The organism is Algoriphagus taiwanensis (assembly GCF_036245645.1).
GTDB lineage: Bacteria > Bacteroidota > Bacteroidia > Cytophagales > Cyclobacteriaceae > Algoriphagus > Algoriphagus taiwanensis.
Genome location: NZ_BTPE01000002.1, coordinates 226526 through 250180, shown reverse-complemented (window position 1 = coordinate 250180; position 23655 = coordinate 226526). Strand labels below are relative to the sequence as shown.

Genomic DNA, 23655 nt, shown 5'->3' with positions numbered 1-23655 from the left:
TCCCGTGAAAATCGCCTTTTTCAGTACCAAATCCTATGACCGGGAAAGCTTTTTGAAGCATGCATCCGACTTCGGTCATGAATTCAGCTTTTTGGAACCTCAGCTCAATCGACAGACCGTGGCCCTAGCTGAAGGACATCAGGCCATTTGTTCCTTTGTAAATGATCCATTGGACGCGCCTACACTCAAAAAATTGAGTGATTTGGGAATTCAGCTGATTGCTCTTCGCTGCGCCGGTTACAACCAAGTGGATCTGGAAGCCGCCAAAAACCTGGGGATTTCGATCGTGCGTGTTCCAGCTTATAGTCCGGAGGCAGTCGCCGAGCATGCCTTTGCCCTTTTGCTGACCTTGTTGAGAAAAACCCACAAAGCCTATAACCGGGTAAGAGAAAACAACTTCTCTTTGGAAGGGCTGACAGGGGTCAATATTTATGAAAAAACAATCGGAGTCATCGGGACAGGAGCCATTGGCAAGTCTTTTTGTCGGATAGCCAAGGGATTTGGAGCCAAAGTTTTGGCATATGACCTTTTTCCCAGTGAGGATATGAAAAAAATAGGGGTTACTTATTTGCCTCTGGAAGAAGTCTTGTCAAAATCCCATGTAATCTCCCTCCACTGCCCGCTCACTCCAGAGACCCGGCATCTAATCAACTCCAAGACGCTTCAGCAAATGCAAGATGGAGTTGCCTTGATCAATACCAGCCGGGGAGCACTCATCGATACCAAAGCTGTGATCAAGGCCCTCAAAACCAGAAAAATCGGATATCTTGGAATTGATGTTTACGAACAGGAGGAGCACATTTTTTTCAAAAATCTATCGGAAGAAATCCTTCAGGATGAGCAAATCTCCAGGCTCATGACCTTTCCCAATGTATTGATCACCGGCCATCAGGCATTCCTTACTCGGGAAGCCTTGGATCAAATCGCACTGACGACGCTGAGAAACATTACTGAGTTTGAAGAAGGAAAACCCCTCACCAATATAGTCGCCATATCATAAGAAAGCCCGACTTGGAGCAAACCAAGCCGGGCCTTAAAATCAAATCCAAGGATTGGATTATCTTACCACTTTTACGTTTACAGCGTTTACGCCTTTTTTACCTTGAACTTTGTCAAAAGTAACTCTGTCGTTTTCACGGATTTCGTGTACCAAGCCACTGTGGTGTACAAACACGTCTTCAGTGTTGTCAGCTGGCGTGATGAATCCAAAACCTTTGGTAGTGTTAAAGAATTTTACTGTTCCTTCATTCATGATTTCTGTAATTTTGATTTGTTTTTACTCTGTTTTGATTGGATTGATTTGAATTTGTTTTTTTCTCTACTGGCGGTGCAGGAGGCGTGTCCGAGATATTTCCGAATTCGTCCACATAAGCGATCATGTTGTCCAGACTTCCGTCTTTGGGCTGTGCTTTTCGCTCCAGTTTCTTTTCGAATTTCTCTTTTTGCTTTCTCCTTTTGAGCTCAGCTTTTTGTTTTTTGATGAATGTGTTTTGATTTTTTGACATGCAATGGGGTTAGTTTACAAATGTGATGGCATGGCCTACCTTGCCGGCCCTGCCTGTCCTGCCAATACGATGGATGTATGCATCCATGGTCATCGGGCGCTGATAGTTGATCACATGACTCACATCAGCGACATCGATCCCTCTGGCAGCCACGTCAGTAGCAACCAGCACTCGGATAGCCCCGGACTTGAATTCGTCAATCATTCGATTTCGGAAATTCTGGGACTTATCCCCATGAATCTGTCCGGCTTGAATTCCCGACTGATTCAGTTTTTTTGCCAGCCTATCGGCCAGCCTCTTAGTTTCGGTAAATAGGATTACCTTCTCCATTTCCGGATTCAGGAATAGCTCTGCGAGAACTTCAAACTTATCCTTGCCTTCTGGGACCCGGATGGTTTGCTGTTCGATATTTTCATTGGTTCCGGAGCCGCTATCCACCTTGACTTCTACAGGATTTTTGAGCAATCCGTCGATCAGTTTTTTCTGGTTTGGCTCCAATGTGGCCGAGAAAAGCAAAGTTTGATCCCGGGTTCCAATTCGATTGACCAGCTTGTTTACATCATGGACAAATCCCATGTCCAGCATTCGGTCAAATTCATCCAAAACCAGGGTATTGACTTTCCTAAGGTCCAAAACCTTGCGGTCACTGAGATCCAGAAGCCTGCCCGGAGTCCCTACGATGACCTGAAGTTTTCGGCTGAGTTTAGCCGGGTCAGAATTGATATTGGTACCTCCGATGAAGGTAGCAGAGTACAATTGAAGTCCTGAAGTCAGGCTTTTGAATTCCTCTTCGATCTGCAAAGCAAGCTCCCGGGTAGGCGTCACCACCAAAGCGGTGTAGTTTCTAGGGTCTTTCAGTGCATGCTCGATGATAGGAATCAAAAAGGCGGCTGTTTTACCGGACCCTGTCTTGGAAATAGCCATCATGTCTCTTCCTTCCAAAAGAGGCAAAATGGACTGCTCCTGAATGGTAGTCAATGTCTGATATCCTTTTTCCTGAATATTGCTCAGTACTTTGGGGCTTAAGGGAAGATCCTCAAAGGACTTTTCAGTCCTAAAACCTTCTTGTCCACTTGGCTTGGCTCTTTTCTCGAAAAGCTTGGGATCCAAGGAAGACTCTTTTTTCTTTTTCTGCCTCCTGTCTACATTCCCTCCTCGGGGTGCTGTATTCGGCCTGGCAGTATTTCTGTTTCTTGTGTTCATGAGTTTTTAATTAGGCCTTGACAGGTTCCAGCTCAGCATTTCCAAGGAAATGAAGCATCTGAAAATGTGCCTTCAAAGCATCAAAAAATGTCTTTTTTGAAAAGTATGGAATATTATACTCGGCGGCGGTAGCTTTTACGATCGGAGCTATTTTCCTATAATGCACGTGGCAGATATCTGGAAAAAGGTGGTGCTCTACCTGGTAGTTCAAGCCTCCGATCATCCAAGAGAAAATTCTGCTTTTCTCGGAATAATTTGACGTGGTTGCCAGTTGATGAAGCATTCGTTCCCCTTCGACCATCCCAAATTCATCTGCCTGAGGAAATGCCATATCCGGCATCACATGGGCTGTCTGAAAGACCAAGGAAATGCTCAAACCGGTGATAAAATGCAATACAAAAAAGGCCAAAAGAATATGTCCAACCCCAAATGGAGAGAAGACAATCGGAAGTCCTAAAGTGAATGCAAAATAAACCAGCTTCCATGCGGCAATTTTGAATACCGTATTTCGATAGACATTTTCTCCTTTAAGCAAGCCCATCTTGTAATAGCGGTTCAAGCGGATGAAATCCTTGCTAGTCACCCAAGAGAGCGTGGAAAGTCCATAAAAGAACCAGGTATACCAGTGCTGATAAGGATGAAGCTTATTTTTTTCCACATTGGGAGAAAAGCGTAGAAAGAAAGGTGCATTGATATCATCATCCCCTTCATGAATATTGGTATAAGAATGATGAAGAACATTGTGCTGAATCCTCCAAACGGTGGCATTAGCCCCTACCATATTCAGGGTATAGCCCAAAAGCTTATTGATCAGGGGCCTTCTGGAATATGTACCGTGAATGGCGTCATGCATGATCCCCATCCCAATACCTGCCATGCCAAAGCCGCTTAAAATAAAGCAGGCGTAGAGTTGCCAAGTCTGATCTACCGCGCCGGTGATGACAAGTAAAACCGGCACAAAATAGATGGCTAGCATAAAAATGGTCTTGAGGACCATTTCCCGGTTTGCAAACTTTGTCTGTTGTGTGGACTTGAAATAGGTATTTACGCGATTGCGCAAGGTAACAGAGAAATCAGAAAGAGCTGATTCCGAAAATCGAATGGTCTTAATAAGAAAACGAAATTTTGATGATAAATGGTAATCTAAGGTTCTCGTGTTGATTATAAACTGCAGGTTTTAATTCTGAAAAAGATCAAGATCCGTTTCGAATCAAAAAAGTAGAAGAAGAAGAATAAAACCTGATGTTGGAGAACTCTTGATTTGCTACTTGTGGCAGGTGAATCGCCGATGCTATGACTTGTTGCCAAGTGTCGAAAACATCTTTTCGACCTGACAAAGGTGAGGCTAACATTCTGTAATTCCTAATTTTCTAGGAAAATATCCATATCTAGGCCTAGAAATGGTTCTGTCCAACTCTCTGAATTGATTCAATTCCACCTCCAGTTGATGATCCCATTGATATGGAGTAACTCCACCTTATTGTAAATCTGATTATTGGACAAGTCCTCCCCATTCAAGGGCTGCTTTGTCATCAAAATCAGATGAAAATCCAAGTTTTTGACCTTTTTTGCCTGATACTTCAGCCCCAAATTCATCTGATAATAACTCGGAAAATTATACTTGTTCCCTGCAGAATTATCCACATCGGCTAGCCAGTGGACCCCAGCGTGAACGTAGAGCTGCATCGGGATTTTTTCCATTCTATACTCCCCATATCCCACAAGAGCTTGGATAGAGGAAAATCCTTCATTTCTTTCCCTGGGGATAAAGGTGTACCAGGCATCTTTCCCCCATTCTCTGGGACTAAGCCATCTGCCGTCTCCTCCTACCTGCGTAAAACTGAGATGGGTAACCCATTTTGAGGTACTCCAGCCCAGTCTTCCAGATACAGCATAATTTAAATCCTCAGGATTCTTATAGCTCAAATCAAAATCAGGATTGCCCCCCTCTCCCAGACCATGCTGAAGTCCTGCTTGTAATCCGTAAAACAAGGCTCTTTTTTCTCCCTTTCGGTTTTTCTCAAAGGCCAACCAATAAGTGGAAAACAGGTTTTGAGCAATAGTTGTAGAAAAATGGATTTTCGCCCCGCCCTCTAACATGCGATCAGCCTCTGCGATTACCAAAGACTTACTCTCCGTATTCTGAAAATAGTTAGCAGGCTTTCCACCTTCTGTTCTTCCCTGAGGATAAATTCCTACAGTTTCTCCCGGATTCAGCCAGTCCTTACTTCCTCGAATATTCATTCTCCCAATCGCCCAAATTCCGAGTTTCCAGCGCTTATCGGGTTGAAACCAAGCGTATCCTCCTTCGACTGCAGTGGGAGCCAATCTCCCATCCTGGGCATTAATCCAATCTGAATTGACGCCCATGCGACCGAATTTTACACCAAATTTGTCTTGGGAATATTCCAAAGAGAGAGTTTCCAGCCTGCCAAAAAACCGATCTCTTGGATTCAGCAGATCAAAAAGGCCTGTCTCGTAGCGATTACTCTGGGATGAAAGGGGATCCGCCTCCCAAATATCCGAGCTCCATGCATTGGCAAAGACCCGATATCCGGCATGAAAAGTCCAGTTTTCTCTGTATTTAATTTTTCCTCCCAGATTGAGACTCATTCCGAGGGCATAATCCTCTTTGAAATCCAACCCAGGATAAGCAGTACTCATCCAAAAAGTCCGAAAGTGAAGATCTGGACTCAGTTCAAGCTTTCTTTCCTTCTCTTGAGCCCATACCACACCTGCTCCTATCAAAAGGAGTAGGGATAATAGAAAAGAAAATCGCATTACTTGCTGGCTTTTTGTTTGGCCTCCTGAATGGGCTTGAAAGGGCCAAATTTGTGCTGCTCCTCAGTGAAATCATCAGAGAAAGGACCAAATGGATGGTCCATGGGCTTCTTGGAGATATCAGGCCAATCTCCTGACAGATCTTTGGAAGGTCTCTCCAGGCTGTTCACATAAGCTGCGACATCCCAAGCCTCCTCATCGCTTAGCATTGGATTCTGATAAGTGGCCCCCAAAGGCATGTTTGCTTTGACGTAGCCTGCAAACCTTGACAATCGGAAGAGTCCAGCGCCTTGATTGTAGCTATGATCTCCCCAAAGCGGCGGATAAATGTAACCCAATCCATCTTGTCTTGGCATTCCCTGTCCATCAGCCTGATGGCAACTCACACATTGATTATCATAAACCAGCTTGCCCTTAACCGGATCTGCGGCCCTATCTAACAACGGAACTTCATAGATTCCTACTCCTTTTGGCTTTTCCCCTTTGGGAACTTCTTTGCCCAGCCACTCCATATAGGCGACCATGGCAATCATTTCCTTTGAATCTCTTTCCAAAGGCTGACCATTCAAGCTCCGCTCAAAGCAATCATTGATTCGCTTCGGAATATCCTCAGACTGTCCAGAGCGAGCCCGCACTTTGGGATAAGTGGATGCCACAGCACCGTAGTTGTTTCCCAAAGGAGCTGTACCTGCCTGGAGATGGCAGTTTTGGCAGTTTAACCCATTGGAAATCGCTTTTACTTTCCCATTTGGCCCCAAGTATTCTGCAGTATTGGCTATAAGCTCACGTCCGTATTTGATCTTCTCTGCATCAGGATCTCCCTCTAAATTAGACAGGTCTGGTGCTATCCACATTCCTTCAGGTTCCATTAGTGCCTTTACAGCAGGAATTTCGGCGACTGCCTGAGCCACAGATACAGGGCTAGAGGAAAGAGGTGGAAGTTGTACTCCTGAGAAAGAAAGGAACACCACAAAACCAACCACTCCAACCAAGGCCGTAGCCAAACCTAGCAAGGCTACCAGAAGGGTGATCAACTTGACAAATGGCTGCATCATAGTAATCTGAGTAAGTTTCTAAGATACAAAAATGGAAAGGATTGAGGCAGGAAAGATGTGATCAACATCACAAAAGCGAGTGGGTTTCTGAGCTTTATTTCCGATAAAAACCCAAGCTTAGACTCAGATAACAGCAGGAGATTCTCCTATGCCTTCAAGTCTTTAATTGTAATACCTCAGCGAGGAAAACAAATTTATTTCCTGCTGTGCCTGAGACGAAATATCCTTCTTCAAGCCGAAATAAACCCAAAGTAACCTGATCTCCGGCATGGCATTCGGAGAGGTAATTGATTTTGATCTGATTGGGAAAAAGAGAAGTTTCAGCCAGGAGATTCTCCACCCAGCGGATGTAGCTCGTATTGTTGACGTGCTGATACAGATCCAAATCCGAATTCTGCACCCGAATCGTCTCTTCTTTGATTTTTTCACCTGCCAACTCCAATTTTTCAGGAATCCAAGCCGGTTTTTTATTGGGATCGAAGAGTTCAGGAGGCAAAACCGATTCAGGACGCTGAATCCGTTTGGTTTCGGAATTCAGTAAAAGCCAAGATGACATTGCCCGGGCTATCGGTCTTTTGTTTTTATCCCAAACCAAAAACTCCCGAAAAGCAAACAGCTTTTCGGCACCTCTCCCACCAGTAAAAATCTGTAGCGGATCTCCCCATTTGGGTGGTTGGATCATTTTCATTTCCAGTCGGGAAAGTACCCACATTTGTTGATTGGCTAGGAGATTTCTTCCGAAGTCTCCGGAATCCGCGTGTCTCCAGGCAATTTCCTGGAGCAGATCTGCCAAGGAACTCAGCCGGATCGACCCATGAGGATGAACCTGGTAAGAACCGACTTCAAATTTTTTGGCAAACTGGAAATTCTCCGGATAGCTCATGCTTCTGCGGGTTTTTGGTCAGTGAAAAATACCTGCTTCCGGATGCTACTCAGGAGCACAATCCCCAATCCATTCACAGCAATCAGGGCAAAGGAAAACTTCAGGTTGAACAAATCTGCAACAAAACCAATCAAAGGAGGTCCCAGCAAAAATCCAAAGAAAGAGATCGTAGACACCAAGGCTAGGGCCACGCTCGGTGGATACAATTTGGACCGACCGGCAATCCCATAAGATACAGGAATGATCGAGGCAACACCAAAGCCCACCAAAAGGAATCCAACAGCCGCAACCCAAAGCATCGGGAAAGCCACAGAGAGCAACAGTCCAACGAAAATCATCAATCCACTCAACCGTAAAACGGGCACTCTCCCAAAGCGGGCAGTAGCCTTATCAGTCAAAAATCTTCCGGAAGCCATGGCCCCCATAAAACAAACGTAGCCCAAAGCCACCCACTCTGGCTGGGCCAAGACAATTTTCTTGAAATAAACCCCGCTCCAGTCAAACATGCATCCTTCTGTCATCATCCCCAAAAAAGCAATTAGCCCTATTCTGAGCAAGAGGTCATCAGGGCGCTTGAGTACCAACCCACTTCCATCTTCCGAGTCGGTTTTGTCATTGAGGACAAATTTCTGAGCGAAAAGAACAATAACGACCGAGATCAAAGTAACCACAGCATAGTGGGCTGCCGGACTGAATTTCAAAAAAATCATTGCCGCACCGATTCCTGCCCCAGTAAACCCTGCCAGACTCCACAAACCATGAAAAGATGCTAAAATGCTTTTCCCCATCTGATCTTCCAAACCCAAAGCCTGAGTATTCAGTGAGATATTCATGATATTTCCCAGCATCCCAAAAAGAATCAACACCGGTACAATCACCCAAATAGTAGGTGCGAGGCCAATCAGAGGAAGTGTAAGAGCGTAAATAAAGCTGCCGATGAGAATCACAATTCGGCTGCCATAACGATGCACTGACCAGCCGGCAATTGGAAGCCCTATCATAGAGCCCATGGGTAAGCAGAGTAAAATCGTCCCCAATTGCCCTTCTGAAAGCTGAAATTTGGCTTGAATATCAGGAATCCTTGCTGCCCAGGAAGCAAAACAAAGTCCGATGAAAAAGAACATGGACCCAAGGGCAATTCTTCTTTTGAGAAGGTAATTCATGAAAATAGGTAAGGTAGAAAGCGCACAAAGTTACGCAGATTGGCTTGATTTCCATTCTTAATGGATGACCGGGAAATAATAGTGATTACTTAAGCCTGTGTTTGAAAAATAGCAACAGGCCGGAAAAATCAAAGTCAGAAATTCTTTCCTTTTAAATAGACACTGGAAAGAAAAATATCTTTTATAGAATCAAAAAACCATTCCGCCTCTGATGAAGTTTTCTAAAAAAACGCCAACATGGAATTTGTCATCGTAGGAGGAATTGTCCTCACCATCATTTTTCTGATCCGCTTTATCATCAAAAAGGTATTTCAATAAAAAAGCCATCCCAAATCGTGGGATGGCTAGTTTGTATATTTGAAGTTAATTAATTGGGTAGTTTACTGGCAAACTTCCCATATACCCAAGTCCCTGCCAAGGCAGAAATCAGGGTGACCAATACGACAGTATATCCACTTCCTATTTGAGCAAAAAGCGGTCCTGGACATGCACCAGTAATCGCCCAGCCCAATCCGAAAATAAATCCTCCGATGACTTGGCCTTTTCTAAAGACCTTATCTGGGATCACAATGTCTTCTCCGTGGATCGTTTTCACATTCAATCTCTTAATGAGCTGAACAGATATAATTCCTGTCACTACAGCTGACCCGATCACTCCATACATGTGGAAGGACTGAAGTCTGAACATTTCCTGAATTCTAAACCAAGAAATGATTTCAGCTTTGACAAATACAATTCCGAATACCACTCCGATAATCAGATATTTCAATAACTCAAGACCTCGATCATGATCTTCCCTGAGATTAGGAGCCACGCAGTGCGGATCGGCTACTTGAGGTTTCTTTTCCAATACTTTTGACATGATTTTAATTTTTTAGAATCCGACAAGTTTCATTAAAGGTCCCATCAGTACGTGGGTCATCAAGAATCCTCCTAACATGAAGAAGATCGTAGCCACTACAGAGGGCCATTGCAGGGAACTGATCCCCATAATAGCATGACCTGAAGTACATCCACCGGCATATCGGGTACCAAAACCTACCAAGAAGCCTCCGAATACAAAGAACAAGAGTCCTTTGGCAGTGAATACCGACTCCCAGGTGTACAGGTCAGAAGGCATCAAATCAGAGAAATTGGTGATTCCCAATGCCGCCAAGTCTGCCTGAGTGGCTTCAGATATTACAATCGTGTTGGGGTTGGCCAAGAAATTGGTAGCCAAAAAGCCACCAATAGCTACTCCAAGCACGAAGAGGAGATTCCAAACTTCTTTTTTCCAGTTGTAGGTGAAAAAAGGAATTCCAGCCGGCACACAAGCCGCACAGATATGACGCAAGGAGGAAGAAATCCCGAACGTCTTATTCCCCACAATCAACAAGGCCGGGACAGTGAGCCCGATCATTGGTCCTGCTACATACCAGGGCCAAGGTTGACTAATCCATTCAATAAATTGATCCATTTTTCTTTTTTATTAATTAAAATCTATAATCCAGAATAATATTCATGTTGGTCATATTGACCCGATTGATCACGTACTCCTGACCCAGCTTCTGATCGGTATCCTCTCTTTTGTGAGCCACCAAAAACTGCAAGTCCAAACCTTTGAAGAATCCATCAAAGCGATAATCAATCAAACCGGTGAAGTGATAGTAATGAGGCAGTCCATATTTATTCAGTTGGATTTCCTCCAGATTGGGAGTAGTCACATGTCCAGCCCCTAAAGACACTTTCAGCTTGTCATGAATGAAGGTTTTGTCATAGAGCAAGGTGATTGCATTCACTCCGCCCATTCCTTCAAAACGCTCCCTCCTCAAGGTGACAAAGAACTGCTCCCTTCCCCACTCTCTCGGAAACAGGAATCTTCCCTGATCCGAAATTCCGAGATAGTTTAGGCTTAACATATTATGCCCCCATTGAATTCCCGATCTGAGCCCAACCCCGTGAGTTTTTTCTCCCGGAAGAGTGTAAGCCTTATTCGGGTCCGGATTCCCTCCGTCACCCAAAGCAGATTGGTAGAAACCCTGCACTCCGTAGTGGAACTGGCCTGATTTTCCCAGCTCTGTTGACCCTGTCACTTCTCCGAATGTCGTGGCAAACACTCCCTCTGCCCAATAATTCCAGGATCGGATTTTTCCTTTGGGAAGAAAATACTCGATACCTAATACCCCCACTCCTTTTGAGTGGACATGATGCTTGTACGATTCATCCGATCCTGTCGGATTTCTTCCTGTGGAATAAAAGCCAAAAGACTCGTCAATGGACACCCATTCCAAAGACCCTCTGGATATGACGTGATTAAACCAAGCTCCAGTAAGGTTAAACCTTCCTGGCAGGTAGTTTACCGTCACTCCACTGAATAGATTGGGTCTCATTCTATTGTCCGATGCGTTGAGCAGAGGACTTTCGAAATGATGACGTCCAAACCAGGTAGAGAATTTATCCTTTTCGTAGGAGATGTAAAACTCCTCCAATCGATCCATGTCATGGTAATTTTCGGGGTGATGCACATCGTACAAGGTAAGCTCGTATCGATTGGCCAAACCCGTTGCTGGATCTAGTTTGGTGATGTTGTTTTCAAAAAATCTGAAAACAAAAAAACCACTAAATCCCACACCAAACCCTTTCCATCTTGGACTGAAATAACCCAATCCCGCACCGGTTCCCCAAGTGGAGTAGTCGAGCAAGCCTGGCTGATTTTCAGTATGCATGAAATAGGACCTCAGGTGAAATTCAAACTGTCCGGTTTTCAATATTTTCCCAAACAACTTTTCGTTTGAGCTTGTATCCACATTTGCTTCATGATGCTGGGCATAAGCTTTTGGCATCAACACCAAGGAAACTACCAAGGCAAAGAGGAAAACAACTGATGCAAATTTCTTCATAAATGGACTTGGAAATTGGTGACTTTGATCACATCTCCTATCATTAAACTAAAAATGGCAGACACTCAGGTCTGCCATTTAGGTGATGCAACTTCTCTTGCGTAATCTTATAAGAGGGTAGTAGGACACACATAGTCCGAAACTTTGAATTTGCCAGACTCTTTGATAGCCTTGAATCCACCTGCAATATCGATCAGGTTGTCATACCCTCTAGCTCTGAGTATGGAATTGAATACCATAGACCGGTATCCACCTGCGCAATGCACGTAGTAGGTTTGATCCTTTTTCACCTTGAGCATGCTATCATTGATGTAGTCAAGCGGCGCATTTTCTGCATCGATTACATGCTCGGACATGAACTCGGAGTTTTTCCTTACATCAAGAATATGAATGGAAGAATCTCCTTCTTTAATTTTTGCCAATTCGTCCACAGTGATGGAAGTAATGGAATCCACTTCCTGTCCAGAATCTTTCCAAGCCTTAAAGCCACCTTTCAGGTAACCTATGGCAAAATCATATCCCACTCTGGCTAATCTGGTGATGACTTCCTCTTCTCTTCCTTCGTCTGCCACTACCAGGATTTCCTGCTTCAAGTCCGGAATCATAGCCCCTACCCATACGGCAAAGCTTCCGTCGATTCCGATATTAATTGAATTCGGGATAAATCCTTTGGCAAAGGTCTGCGCTTCCCGGGTATCCAAAATCAAGGCTCCGGTTTCGTTGGCAGCAACTTCAAATTCGGCAGGGCTCAAAGGTCTGATACCTCTCTCCAATACCTCATCGATACTGTCATATCCTTGGATATTCATCAGCACGTTTTGTGGGAAATAAGCCGGAGGAGGAGTCAAGCCTGTCAACACTTCCTTGACAAACTCTTCTCTGCTCATCGGCTGAAGAGCGTAATTGGTCTTTTTCTGATTACCCAGGGTATCGGAAGTTTCCTTGCTCATATTTTTGCCGCAGGCAGAACCAGCACCGTGAGCCGGATAAACGATCAAGTCATCCGAAAGCGGCATGATTTTATTTCTCAAGGAATCATAAAGATGACTGGCGAGCTTTTCCTGAGTCAGGTCTTTGATTACTTTTTGTGCCAAATCAGGTCGCCCAACGTCTCCGATGAATAATGTATCCCCGGTAAACAAGGCTTCTTCCTTTCCTTCCTCGTTGACCAAAAGGTAACAAACTGACTCCATGGTATGACCTGGAGTATGGATTACTCTGATTTTAGCTTTGCCTAGAGTAAATTCCTGATTGTCTTCTGCTACGATGGCATCAAAGCCCATTTTCATACCGGTAGGTCCGTAGACAATTTTGGCTCCTGTCTTGGCAGCCAAATCTTTGTGCCCAGACACGAAATCAGCATGAAAATGAGTCTCAAATACGTATTTGATCTTGGCGTTTCTTCGCTCAGCCTTTTCGATGTAAGGCTGCACCTCTCTGAGAGGGTCAATGACTGCTGCTTCTCCTTCTGATTCGATGTAGTAGGCACCTTGTGCCAGACATCCGGTATAAATCTGTTCTATTTTCATAGCCTTGCTGTGTTTGTTTTTTCTAAAAGGTAGTGTAAAGTTATTTTTCTGATTCTTGGGCTAAAATGACTTTTGTCACATGGACATCAAGCATTTGCCAGCAAATTGGACTCGAGGATTTGGACCAACTGATGGGCAGGAACTACCCCGGATTGTCTCCAAACGACTTTTCCTTTGTGAAACAAAATCAAAGTCGGCACTCCACGAACCTGAAACTTGCTAGCTGCAAGAGGATTCCTGTCCACGTCTACTTTGACGATTTTCACTTTATCTCCCAATTGTCTTGCGGTATCTTCCAAAATGGGTTGCATCATTTTGCAGGGACCACACCAAACGGCAAAGAAATCCACCAATACCGGGGTATCTCCATCGATCAGTTCCTGAAATGTTTTTGGTTGTGCACTCATAATTGTTGGAGTTTGAAATGATGGAACAAAACTACACCCAAAAGCGCCGCATGAACAGTAATTTTTGTCACATCCAAATTCTAAGCATTTTCTCCCCCCTTAAAAAGTCCTAAAATCCCCTGAATTGGAGTAAAATTTTATATTTTCGCCCGTCTAATTTTCCGATTTAATGCTCAATTACAAGCAGATCAATAATCTAACCGGGTGGATCATTTTTGCTGTTTCTACCTTGGTCTATGTCCTTACTGTAGAACAAACCGCCAGTTTCTGGGATCCGGGAGAGTTTATCGCAGTTTCTTACAAGCTTCAGGTACCTCACCCTCCAGGGGCTCCATTCATGCTATTGGTCTACCGAATGTTTGGCTTTTTGGCTATGGGAGATGGACTTCAGGTAGCCTATTGGATGAATATCGGAAGTGCGCTTTTCTCCGGATTCACCATTTTATTCCTGTTTTGGTCAATCACCCTATTCGGCAGAAAGATCTTTGGGATTCAGGATGGACAAGAGTCCAAAGGTCAGGTCATCGCCTTGATGGGAGCAGGAATCGTAGGTTCTTTGATTTACACCTTCTCTGATTCCTTCTGGTTTTCTGCGGTGGAATCTGAGGTATACGCCATGTCTTCCTTTTTTACAGCAATTGTGATTTGGGCATTTTTGAAGTGGGATGTGATCAAAGATCCGAAAGAGGAAAACCGATGGTTGATTTTCATCGCCTACCTAGTCGGGCTTTCTATAGGCGTTCACTTGCTGAATTTAGTTACGCTTCCAGCCTTGGCTTTGATCTATTATTTCAAAAAGTATCCTAGCCCAACTCTCAAAGGAGCGATTTACGCCATGTTTTTGGGTGGGATAGCACTGATTATCATCAATAATCTGATCATTCCCGGACTTCCCTCTTTGGCGGGTTCGATGGAGATTTTCTTCGTCAACAGTCTGGGATTGCCTTTTGGCGCAGGGATCGTGGTGTTTATTGCCCTTTTCTTGGGAGCATTGATTTTCGGAATCCGATATTCTGTTCAGAAAGCAAAGGTAACGCTCAATACCATTTTACTTTCCCTGGTCTTTATACTTATCGGATATGGCAGCTATACCCTGATCATCGTGCGGGCAAATCAGGATCCCATCATCAATGAAAACGCTCCCAAAGATATCATCAGCTTCGTCTCTTATCTGAAGCGTGAACAGTATGGGTATCGGCCTCTTTTGCATGGGCAGTATTTCACCGCTCAGCTGGTTTCTCAAGAAGAAGGAGCCCCTATCTACATGAAAGGAAAAGACCGGTATGAGATTGTGGATTATGAGCTGAAAAACACCTACGATCCAGAAAAGACAACCATACTACCGAGGATTTATTCCACTCAGGAAAATCACAAAAGAATCTACCGCTCCAAGCTGGGACTGAGAGAAGGTCAAGAACCTACGTTTGGTGATAACATTTATTTCATGCTGAGCCATCAGCTTGGGCATATGTACTGGAGGTATTTCATGTGGAATTTCTCAGGACGAGAAAGTGACTTCACCGATGCTCCATGGATCAGTCTGGCAGATTCTTTCTCGGACAAATACCCCGACTACATTACCGAAAACAAAGGGCATAACAACTATTTCATGCTGCCTTTGATTTTGGGGCTGATTGGGCTCTTTTTCCAAGCAAGAAAAGATCCGAGGTTTTTCTATGTGAACCTGATGCTCTTCCTCATGATGGGGGTGGTATTGGTGCTGTATCTGAATTCACCTCCGGTGGAGCCTAGAGAGCGTGATTACATCTACGTGGGTAGCTTCTATGCCTTTGCGATTTGGGCAGGCTTGGGAGTACTTGGTCTGGCTCATGCTTTTGGCAAGCTGACCAAGAATCTGGGAACTGGAGGCATCATCGCCACCTTGCTTACTTTGCCTGTTGCCGGTCTTATGGGCGCACAAAACTGGGATGATCACAACAGAAAAGGACGCTATTTCTCAGTCGATTCGGCTCGAAATTTCCTTGCATCCTGCGCACCGAATGCCATCCTCTTCACCGGTGGAGACAATGACACCTTCCCGCTTTGGTACGTGCAGGAGGTGGAAGGCTTCCGTACAGACGTGCGGGTGATTGTACTGAGCTACTTTGATACGGACTGGTATGTGGAGCAGATGACCAAGAAGGCAGACGAATCTGATCCTCTCCCCTTCTCCCTATCTGAAGAACGCTACCAAAAAGGCACCAATGATGTCCTTTACGTCATGGAACGGGAAAATCTAAATGCAATCTCCGCAAAAGAATACCTGAAACTGCTCAACTCTGGTTCAGACTTGCTCAAAATGCAAACCGGAGGAAAAAGCGTGGTGAATATGGTTCCTTCCAGAAATTTGATTCTAGAAGTAGACAGTAGCTTCCTTTATAAAGATGAAATCGTTCCCCCACAATTCAAAGAGTTGTTTGCTCCGCAAATCAATCTCCAAGTAAAAGGCAACTACCTGACCAAAGGCAATATGATGCTGATAGACCTGATCGTGAGCAACAACTGGGACAGGCCGATTTATTTCAACAACACCTCCCTGTCTACCATTTCCTTGAATATTTCCAACCATGTGGTAATGGAAGGTATGGCTTACCGATTATTGCCTGTGAGAAAGCCGGATTACATTCGGGAAGAATTGGTCAATACAGACATAGCCTATGAAAACTTCATGGAAAAGTTTGCATTCCGAGGCATGGATAACCCAAATGCTTATCTGGATGAGGAATATCGCAGATTTGCCTCTAATCACCGAAGTGTGGCCAATAGCATTGCCATGGCACTATTGGATGAGGACAAACTGGAAGAAGCCGCAGAGGTACTTAATCGCAATCTGGAGGTAATGCCGAATGAAGCCATTCCTTACGATCTGAGTAGCGGGCAATCCGTACCTCTTTTCTTTGAAGTAGGAGAAGATGAGAAGGCTTTGGATATTGTGGACAAAATCTCCAAAAAGTCCCTCGATATGATCGAGTTTTATACTCAGGAGGATAGAGCTTATGATCGGGAAATGATGATCTCCATCGAAATGGTGAAGTATTTCATTCCACTTCTCGAAGAAAGAGGCTATCAGGAAGAAGCCCAAAATCTCAAACTCAGATTGGAAAGCCTGATTGGAAGCGAAAGCTCAGAACCGGGAATTCTGGAAAGAAGATAAAACAAATAGAGTCGGGAAAATCCCGACTCTCTTTGTTTTTACAGCTATTCCTTTTTCCAAAGGATATAAAATAAATCCAGTCCTTTTTCAGGATTCTCTACAAGAGGATAATCCTCGTGGGAAATGGTCACTACAGACTCTCCCCGTTGCTGATGAAGTCGGTTCCTGTTGATCCGATTCAGAACCTCATAGGGCATTCTCAATACCCAAGCGGGGAGTCGATGCTGAAGATCCAACACGTCAAAACGCATGATTTTTTGCACGGACTTTCGATTGGCTTCGTGGTAATCCCACACTTTTTGGTTCCCTCCGATTCCTTTAGCCTCTACCCGGTCAAAAATCCCCGAGGCAAGCTGAATCAATTCATGAGGAAGGTACTCCCTTACGTGCCAAGGATTTCTGGAAAGGGTGTGCGTATTATTGGGAGTTGAAATAACCGCTTTACCTCCCGGGCGAAGCATTCGGTAGATTTCTTCCAAGAAAAGTCGATCATTCTCAATGTGCTCAATCACCTGGAAACTGACGATCGTATCAAAGCTCTCCTCTTTAAATCCATCAAAAGGCGGAATTACGGCTTGCCTGAAATCTACACCAGGATACTTGCTTTGGAGCATGGAGATCACTTCTCCGATTTTATCCAAGCCTAGGTAACTTTTTGCAAGGGGTAGCAATTCATCTACACCTCTCCCCTCTCCACAGCCGATTTCCAGCAAATCTCCACTGATCCAGGGCTTTGCCGCGAGGTATGCTTTCAATAAGCGTTGATGAATAGGATTATCACTAATCAACTTATCGGATGCGATTTCCGTTGTGTAGGTAGCCATTCTAAAATTTAGTATTTTGGCAAAAGTAAGGCTAATTTTTAAAACCTGAACTTGTACCCAATGAATCGAAAACCCCTCTTATTCATCCTAATCTTACTTATTTTTTCAACTTCAATTGCTTCCGCACAGAAAACCCTATCGACTCTAGACCAGTCCTTGAGGTATTCTCTTTATTCACGGCTTGGATTGAAGGTGATTCCTGTTCAAGTCAATGATACCACCTTCAAGGTTCAGTTTGTCATTGAAAAGATCGAAGAGAAACCTGATTTCAATTCTTTCAGCTTCAGCTATTCGCTTCTAAATTCCTACGATGAAGAAATTTCATCCGAGAAGGTCAATCTGCTCACTTCGGCAGATTTACTCACCGATACAGACAGGCATTGGTTTTTTGAAAAAACCATCAGCCTAAAGCCCTCCACCCAAGTTGCTGTTGTGCTACTGACAGCTTTGGACACCAGACAGGGAGATGAATACGTGTACCACACCGATCTGAAAAGCCCATTCATTTCATCCATTCCGGACTTTGGAATTTATTTTTCCAATGAAGTTCCATTCGATCAGAATTACATAAACATCAAAGAATCCTTGCTTTTCAAAACAGTAAGAAGACCAAGCATTCATAGTTTTTACTACCCGATTAAGTTTGACGTGCCTTTTCCTCCAATGGAAACCCGCCCCGCAGATGTCCCCAAAGAACTGGAAGTAATTAATCAGGGTGACTTTTTTGCCAATACTCCAAGAGAAATCGAGGAGGAAGGCTACTATTTCTTCCAAACCGACACACTTGCCCCCACAGGAATTCTTTTGAAATCCACTCATGACGCTTTCCCAAAAGTGAAAGACTGGGATGAAATGATCCAGATGGTCACTTATATTTCTACCCGCAAGGAACATGAGACTCTTCTTTTGGCATCAGACAAAAAGAAAGCTTTGGATGAATATTGGATCTCTTTAACTAGAAACCCGGAAACTGCCAAAGAGCTGATCCGCAACTACTTCCGGATGGTAGAATTTTCAAATATTCTGTTTACTGATTTTAAAGAAGGCTGGAAAACAGACCGAGGAATGGTTTATATCGTCATGGGACCACCTCAGGAAGTCAACTTTTCTATGGACCGTGAAGTGTGGACTTACGCCGGCATGGATGCTACCTCGAAAATTAAGTTTACTTTTGTCCGGTCAAAAACCCTTTTGACCCCACATTTCTACACCTTGAACCGGTCCAGAGCTTATCAGCCGATTTGGTTCAAAAACATTTCCCAATGGAGAAGCGGAAGGATGGCTTTCTGATAGACAAAGGAGCCCACGATAAGGATTTTATTTTTGGAACCCGTGCAGTCATGGAGGCCATTCATGCAGGCAAAGAGATCGATAAGGCCTTGGTTCAAAAAGAACTCAATAACGATCTGATCAAGGAATTGCTTCAGCTTTGTAAAAGCGCAGGAATTCCGGTGGTTCGGGTGCCTGAAGCCAAGCTGAACAGAATTACCCGAAAAAATCATCAGGGAGTCATTGCCCAGATGTCGGCTATCGAATATGCTTCTCTGGATCATGTCATCGATACTTGCTATGCTGAAGGTAAGGCTCCATTTATTCTGGTCTTGGATCACATCACGGATGTGAGAAACTTCGGTGCAATCGCCAGAACTGCTGAGTGCGCCGGAGTGGATGCGATCGTCATTCCTGAAAGAGGCAGTGCTCAGATCAACTCCGACGCGGTGAAGACTTCAGCCGGTGCGCTTAATTTTCTTCCTGTAGCCCGGGTAAAAAACCTCTTTTATGCCTGCAGGGATTTGCAAAAGATGGGCTTGGCCCTAGTCGCAGTCACAGAAAAGACCGAACTGATCATGTACGAAGCGGACCTATCATCTCCTGTTGCCTTGGTATTAGGTTCAGAAGAAGACGGTATTTCTCAGGAAATCATGGGGATTGTAGATCAAAAGGTAAAAATCCCGATGGCTGGAAAAATTGAAAGCCTCAATGTCTCGGTATCCGCCGGAGTGGCTATTTATGAAGTCATTCGCCAGAGAAAAAAGTAATTGGAACCAAGCCATTTGATAGGCAAATCCTGAATTTTCCTTCTTACAAATCCTCAATTAATCCGCTCTCCTTTACAAATAACCAAAAGAGAAGGGTGGCTTCAATTTGTTTTTCAGATGGGTTGATTATTCAGTCGTTATTAAAAATAAAAAACTTGTTCTGCATTCAATTTTGGCTATTTTTCGAGGATAAAAACTCCTCTAAACCATGTTGAATACCCTATTTTTGATTGTTTTTACTTTTTTCCAACAACCCCTAGAAAAAGCACAAGAATTCTATCAGCAGCGAAAGTATGATAGTGCAATTTGGCTGGCCAATTCCATTCAGGAAGATTCATATGATAAGCTCAATCTGATCGGAAGCAGCCATTTTTATTTGGGACAGTACGATAGCTCCATTTATTATTTTCAGGAAGTATTGAGGCTGGAGAACATCTCTACATCCAATCAGATCAATTCCCTGAATCGTCTGGGCCAATCTTACCAACGCTTGGGGGAATTTGATGAATGTCTGGAGCATCTATTCGAAGCCTTGAGAATTCAGGAAGCTGAAGTCTCCAAGGAAAAAAATGAAGACAACCTAATCCTCCTGTCCAGAATTCAGCTTTCGATCGGAACCGTATTGGACGAAATCGGTGACTCTGACCGTGCAATTGGTTATTACAAAAACACCCTTGCAACCCGAAAAGAACTCCAAGATTCCTTGGGCATGGCAAGGGTTTTCAACAATCTCGGGATCGTTTACAAAAATGCCCTGAAGTATGACTCCGCCCTGATCAACTATAAGCAAGGTCTGGAATTACTTCCCAACTCCAATCCCAACCTGACTGTGCAGTGGCAATTGATCACCAATTTGGGCAACCTCTATAAACGAATGGAGAAAAACGAAGATGCTAAGGCTGCCCTCACTCAGGCCGTGACCATCTCCAAAAAACTGAATAACGCTACACTTCAAAGTGACAGTCACTTGAACTTGGCTTCTTTTTGGCATTCGGTCGGCAATTACGGAGAATCAGAAAGGAACCTCATGCTTGCTTTGGAACTCTCCTCCGAAACAGGAAATACCTATGAGCTCTATGATATCAGAAAAAATTTAGCCGATCTGTATGAAAGCTGGGACAAAAAGGCTCTGGCTTATGATCAGTTGGTTCTCGCCAATCAATACCGGGATTCTCTTTTTCAGGAGGAAAAAGAAAAGGCTATCGCAGAAACTTTGATCCAATACGAAACTGAAAAGAAGGAGCAGCAAATCGCCCTTCAAAATGCCCAACTCGCCGAGCAAAATGTAATCAATCAAAGAAACTATCTGATCATTGGCATCTTGGTGATTTTTGTGTTGTTGCTTATTACTCTGGCAATTTTGATAAAAAATAAAGCCTCCAAACAGCAGGAGATTTTAAGAAAAGAAGGAGAAATCCAACTTCAGGAAGCTGAATTGAAAGCGACCGTTCAATCACAGGAACAGGAAAGAAAACGGTTTGCCCAAGACCTGCATGACGGTTTGGGGCAGATGATCACCGTGCTCCTGCTAAATATCAAGTCGCTGGAATCGAGACTATTGGACGAAAAAAATATTTTCCAGTCCTCGACTCAAATCTTAGAAGGAATGTATGACGAGTTGAAGGCGATCTGTTTCAATCTGATGCCGGACACACTGATCCGATTTGGGATAGAAGCAGGAATCCGTGAATTTGCCCAGAAAATCAATGATACAGGAAAAGTCAGCATTCGGGTGAAAGCGACGGGCTTGGAGGAAAGATTGGGCGATATTCAGGAGGTGTCGCTTTATCGACTAGCTCAGGAGTGGATCAATAACATCATCAAGTATTCGGATGCTGATCAAATCGAAGTAATCCTGGAGAAAAATTGGAATCAACTGCTTTTCCAAATCAAAGACAACGGCTCGGGATTTGACCTGAATCAACTCAAAAAAGGAAAAGGAAACGGCTGGAGAAATATGAATTCACGGGCCAAAATCCTCAAAGGGGATTTGCAGATCTCAACCTCTCCCATGCAAAAAGGAACTACCCTGAAACTAATTGCTACCCTAGAAGAAAGCTTGATTCTGGAACCGGAATACTAAATCAAACGAAGTCCTCCCCTTTCTTTCGGGCATTGCTTACAAACTCCCGGAACTTCTTCTCGGCGTCAAGCTTGCAGATCAGAAGGACATTGTCTGTATCACTGATCAGGTAATTTTCCAGTCCCTGAACTACCACCAACTTTTCTGAATGAGATTTGATGTAAGAGTGATGGGTGTCAAATAGCATCCCATTGGCTTCGACGACGTTGTCATGTTCGTCCTTTTCTCTGATTTCATGAAGGCTTCTCCAAGAACCCAAATCTGACCATCCAAAATCCCCTAGCACTACGTAGACTTGATCGGACTTTTCAAGGATCCCATAGTCAATGGAAATATTTTTGACGAGAGTATAGGCCCGGTTTAAAAATTCCTCTTCCGTGGCTTTACCAAAGTGCTCCGAGCCCTCTTCAAAAACCTCGGCCACATCCGGCATATGAGCTTTGAATGCGTCTATGAGACTTTTCACCTTCCAGACAAACATCCCCGAGTTCCAGACGAAATCCCCACTTTCAAAAAAAGCCTTTGCAAGCTTGGAATTGGGCTTTTCTGTGAAGGTTTTAACTTTTTGAGCAGAGCCTTGCTGAATATCCTCATGGTACTGGATGTAGCCATACCCCGTTTCAGGCCGATTGGGTTTGATCCCGATCGTAATCAAATGTCCCTCTTCTTGGGCTGCGTCCAAAGCCTTTTGGATGGATTCCTGAAACCGGTTTTCTCTCAGGATCAAATGATCCGCAGGAGTGACAATCAAGGTAGCTTCTGGATCAAAAGCGTGAATTTTATAAGCCGAATATGCGATACAATTAGCTGTATTTTTCTGAAGGGGTTCGGCTAGGATTTGATCAGGATTTAATTCCGGAAGTTGTTCAAGTACGAGATTAAGGTAATTCTTGTGTGTGACGATAAGAAACCGACTTGGATCAGCCACTTCTCTAAATCGATCATAGGTCATCTGCAAAAGTGAACGACCGGCACCCAAGATGTCCAGAAATTGCTTGGGTTTATTTTTCCGGCTGTAAGGCCAAAAACGGGAACCTATTCCCCCGGCCATAATTACGATATAGGGCTTTTGCTTCATGCTTGGCTTAAACAATTCCTTCTTTCATCAGGTCATGAATATGGATAAATCCTCCGATTTTTCCCCCGTCCAAAGCAACCAACTGCGTGATATTGTGATTGCGCATCAAATTGAGCGCTCGAATGGCAAATTCATCCGCATCAATGGTTTTTGGGTTGACAGTCATGATATCTTTGGCTTTGAGATTGGCGATATCCAAGCTTTTTTGAAGCATTCTCCGCAAATCACCGTCAGTAATAATCCCTTTCAGATTACCTACTGAATCTAGTACGGCAGTGGCACCCAAACGTTTTCCTGATATTTCCACAATGACCTCCGCAAGACTGGCCTCTTCAGATACCACAGGTACTTGGGTTTTGGAAAGAATATCATTTACCCTCAGGTAAAGCTGCTTACCCAAAGACCCTCCAGGATGATACTTGGCAAAGTCATCTGAAGTAAATCCTCTTGCCTCAAGTAAACAAACAGCCAAGGCATCGCCTAAGGCTAAATGAACAGTAGTACTTGTAGTCGGAGCCAGATTGTGCGGACAAGCCTCCTCTCCTATGGTCGCATTCAGAACAAAATCTGCCTGCTCAGCGAGATAAGAATTCACATTGGAAACCAAGGCAACCAAGACCGAACCCAGCTTTTTGAGAAGAGGAACCAAAACTTTGATTTCCGGAGTATTTCCGGATTTGGAGATACAAATAACCACATCATGTTCTTGCACCATACCCAAATCACCATGAATAGCGTCCGCGGCATGCATGAACAAGGCGGGTGTTCCTGTGGAATTGAGCGTAGCCACAATCTTGTTGGCGATGATGGCACTTTTGCCTACACCGGTCACCACGACTCGTCCTTTGGAAGCCAAAATCTGCTCCACACATGCTTCAAAATCTCCATTTAAAAAATCAACTACCCCCAAAATCGCATTTGCCTCATTTTGCAAAACCCGGGAAGCAGTATTTCTAATATTTTTAGCTAAATTCAATTTTACCTGCGTTTATCATTAATTTTGTACAAAGGTAAAAAACTAATCATTCAATCCTGTTTACTGGGATTATAACCTTACTAGCCCTTTCTTCAA

General features: G+C 44.0%; 21 protein-coding genes. 5 read left to right on the top strand and 16 right to left on the bottom strand.

Annotation, left to right across the window (positions count from 1 at the left end; translation table 11 throughout):
- The first annotated feature begins 4 nt into the window (after positions 1-4).
- On the top strand, positions 5-1000 hold the full coding sequence (locus tag AAA938_RS03360; protein WP_338227225.1) for a 2-hydroxyacid dehydrogenase: 996 nt from the start codon (positions 5-7) through the stop codon (positions 998-1000).
- A 57-nt stretch (positions 1001-1057) separates the two neighbouring features.
- Here AAA938_RS03360 and AAA938_RS03355 read toward each other — a convergent pair whose 3' ends face one another.
- The 13 genes from AAA938_RS03355 to trxA form a co-directional block, all read right to left on the bottom strand.
- Positions 1058-1252 carry a cold-shock protein gene (locus AAA938_RS03355; RefSeq protein WP_338219166.1) on the bottom strand — a complete coding sequence of 65 codons (195 nt, stop codon included), beginning with the start codon at positions 1250-1252 and terminating at the stop codon, positions 1058-1060.
- Positions 1245-1505 (bottom strand): cold-shock protein, encoded by a 261-nt coding sequence (locus AAA938_RS03350; RefSeq protein ID WP_338227224.1) that lies wholly within the window; start codon positions 1503-1505, stop codon positions 1245-1247. Before AAA938_RS03350 ends, AAA938_RS03355 begins: the two co-directional genes overlap by 8 nt.
- A gap of 9 nt (positions 1506-1514) precedes the next feature.
- Positions 1515-2708: a DEAD/DEAH box helicase gene (locus AAA938_RS03345; RefSeq protein WP_338227223.1), complete on the bottom strand. Its 1194-nt coding sequence runs from the start codon at positions 2706-2708 to the stop codon at positions 1515-1517.
- Between the two features lie 10 nt (positions 2709-2718).
- Positions 2719-3684 (bottom strand): fatty acid desaturase family protein, encoded by a 966-nt coding sequence (locus AAA938_RS03340; protein WP_338227222.1) that lies wholly within the window; start codon positions 3682-3684, stop codon positions 2719-2721.
- 452 nt (positions 3685-4136) lie between these two features.
- Entirely contained in the window at positions 4137-5489 is a 1353-nt protein-coding gene (locus tag AAA938_RS03335; RefSeq protein ID WP_338227221.1) for a hypothetical protein, read from the bottom strand.
- Positions 5489-6544 (bottom strand): c-type cytochrome, encoded by a 1056-nt coding sequence (locus tag AAA938_RS03330; protein ID WP_338227219.1) that lies wholly within the window; start codon positions 6542-6544, stop codon positions 5489-5491. The genes AAA938_RS03335 and AAA938_RS03330 overlap by 1 nt, the downstream gene beginning before the upstream one ends.
- A gap of 154 nt (positions 6545-6698) precedes the next feature.
- Positions 6699-7427, bottom strand: a complete 729-nt coding sequence (locus AAA938_RS03325) for an acyl-[acyl-carrier-protein] thioesterase (RefSeq protein WP_338227218.1) — start codon at positions 7425-7427, stop codon at positions 6699-6701.
- Positions 7424-8590: an MFS transporter gene (locus AAA938_RS03320; protein ID WP_338227217.1), complete on the bottom strand. Its 1167-nt coding sequence runs from the start codon at positions 8588-8590 to the stop codon at positions 7424-7426. The genes AAA938_RS03325 and AAA938_RS03320 overlap by 4 nt, the downstream gene beginning before the upstream one ends.
- 367 nt (positions 8591-8957) lie before the next feature.
- Positions 8958-9452, bottom strand: coding sequence for a YeeE/YedE family protein (locus AAA938_RS03315; RefSeq protein WP_338227215.1), 495 nt, complete (start codon positions 9450-9452; stop codon positions 8958-8960).
- Between the two features lie 12 nt (positions 9453-9464).
- Positions 9465-10046: a YeeE/YedE family protein gene (locus tag AAA938_RS03310; protein ID WP_338227214.1), complete on the bottom strand. Its 582-nt coding sequence runs from the start codon at positions 10044-10046 to the stop codon at positions 9465-9467.
- A 16-nt stretch (positions 10047-10062) separates the two neighbouring features.
- Entirely contained in the window at positions 10063-11469 is a 1407-nt protein-coding gene (locus AAA938_RS03305; RefSeq protein WP_338227213.1) for a hypothetical protein, read from the bottom strand.
- A gap of 107 nt (positions 11470-11576) precedes the next feature.
- Complete coding sequence (locus tag AAA938_RS03300) at positions 11577-12998, bottom strand: MBL fold metallo-hydrolase (RefSeq protein ID WP_338227212.1); 1422 nt, start codon at positions 12996-12998, stop codon at positions 11577-11579.
- A gap of 86 nt (positions 12999-13084) precedes the next feature.
- Positions 13085-13405, bottom strand: a complete 321-nt coding sequence (trxA, locus tag AAA938_RS03295; protein WP_338227211.1) for a thioredoxin — start codon at positions 13403-13405, stop codon at positions 13085-13087.
- Between the two features lie 169 nt (positions 13406-13574).
- On the opposite strand from trxA, the gene AAA938_RS03290 reads away from it, so the two are divergent.
- Positions 13575-16559: a glycosyltransferase family 117 protein gene (locus AAA938_RS03290; RefSeq protein ID WP_338227210.1), complete on the top strand. Its 2985-nt coding sequence runs from the start codon at positions 13575-13577 to the stop codon at positions 16557-16559.
- A gap of 44 nt (positions 16560-16603) precedes the next feature.
- On the opposite strand, the gene AAA938_RS03285 is transcribed toward AAA938_RS03290, so the two are convergent.
- Positions 16604-17383, bottom strand: a complete 780-nt coding sequence (locus AAA938_RS03285; protein WP_338227209.1) for a class I SAM-dependent methyltransferase — start codon at positions 17381-17383, stop codon at positions 16604-16606.
- 60 nt (positions 17384-17443) lie between these two features.
- Between AAA938_RS03285 and AAA938_RS03280 the strand changes: the two genes are divergently transcribed.
- From AAA938_RS03280 to AAA938_RS03270, 3 genes are all read left to right on the top strand, one after another.
- Positions 17444-18673: a GWxTD domain-containing protein gene (locus AAA938_RS03280; protein WP_338227208.1), complete on the top strand. Its 1230-nt coding sequence runs from the start codon at positions 17444-17446 to the stop codon at positions 18671-18673.
- Entirely contained in the window at positions 18646-19422 is a 777-nt protein-coding gene (gene rlmB, locus AAA938_RS03275; RefSeq protein ID WP_338227207.1) for a 23S rRNA (guanosine(2251)-2'-O)-methyltransferase RlmB, read from the top strand. The genes AAA938_RS03280 and rlmB overlap by 28 nt, the downstream gene beginning before the upstream one ends.
- A 208-nt stretch (positions 19423-19630) precedes the next feature.
- Positions 19631-21505, top strand: coding sequence for a tetratricopeptide repeat-containing sensor histidine kinase (locus AAA938_RS03270; protein WP_338227206.1), 1875 nt, complete (start codon positions 19631-19633; stop codon positions 21503-21505).
- A gap of 1 nt (position 21506) precedes the next feature.
- Here AAA938_RS03270 and AAA938_RS03265 read toward each other — a convergent pair whose 3' ends face one another.
- On the bottom strand, positions 21507-22583 hold the full coding sequence (locus tag AAA938_RS03265; protein ID WP_338227205.1) for a mannose-1-phosphate guanylyltransferase: 1077 nt from the start codon (positions 22581-22583) through the stop codon (positions 21507-21509).
- A 7-nt stretch (positions 22584-22590) separates the two neighbouring features.
- Positions 22591-23559 carry a KpsF/GutQ family sugar-phosphate isomerase gene (locus tag AAA938_RS03260; protein WP_338227204.1) on the bottom strand — a complete coding sequence of 323 codons (969 nt, stop codon included), beginning with the start codon at positions 23557-23559 and terminating at the stop codon, positions 22591-22593.
- Positions 23560-23655: the final 96 nt, after the last annotated feature.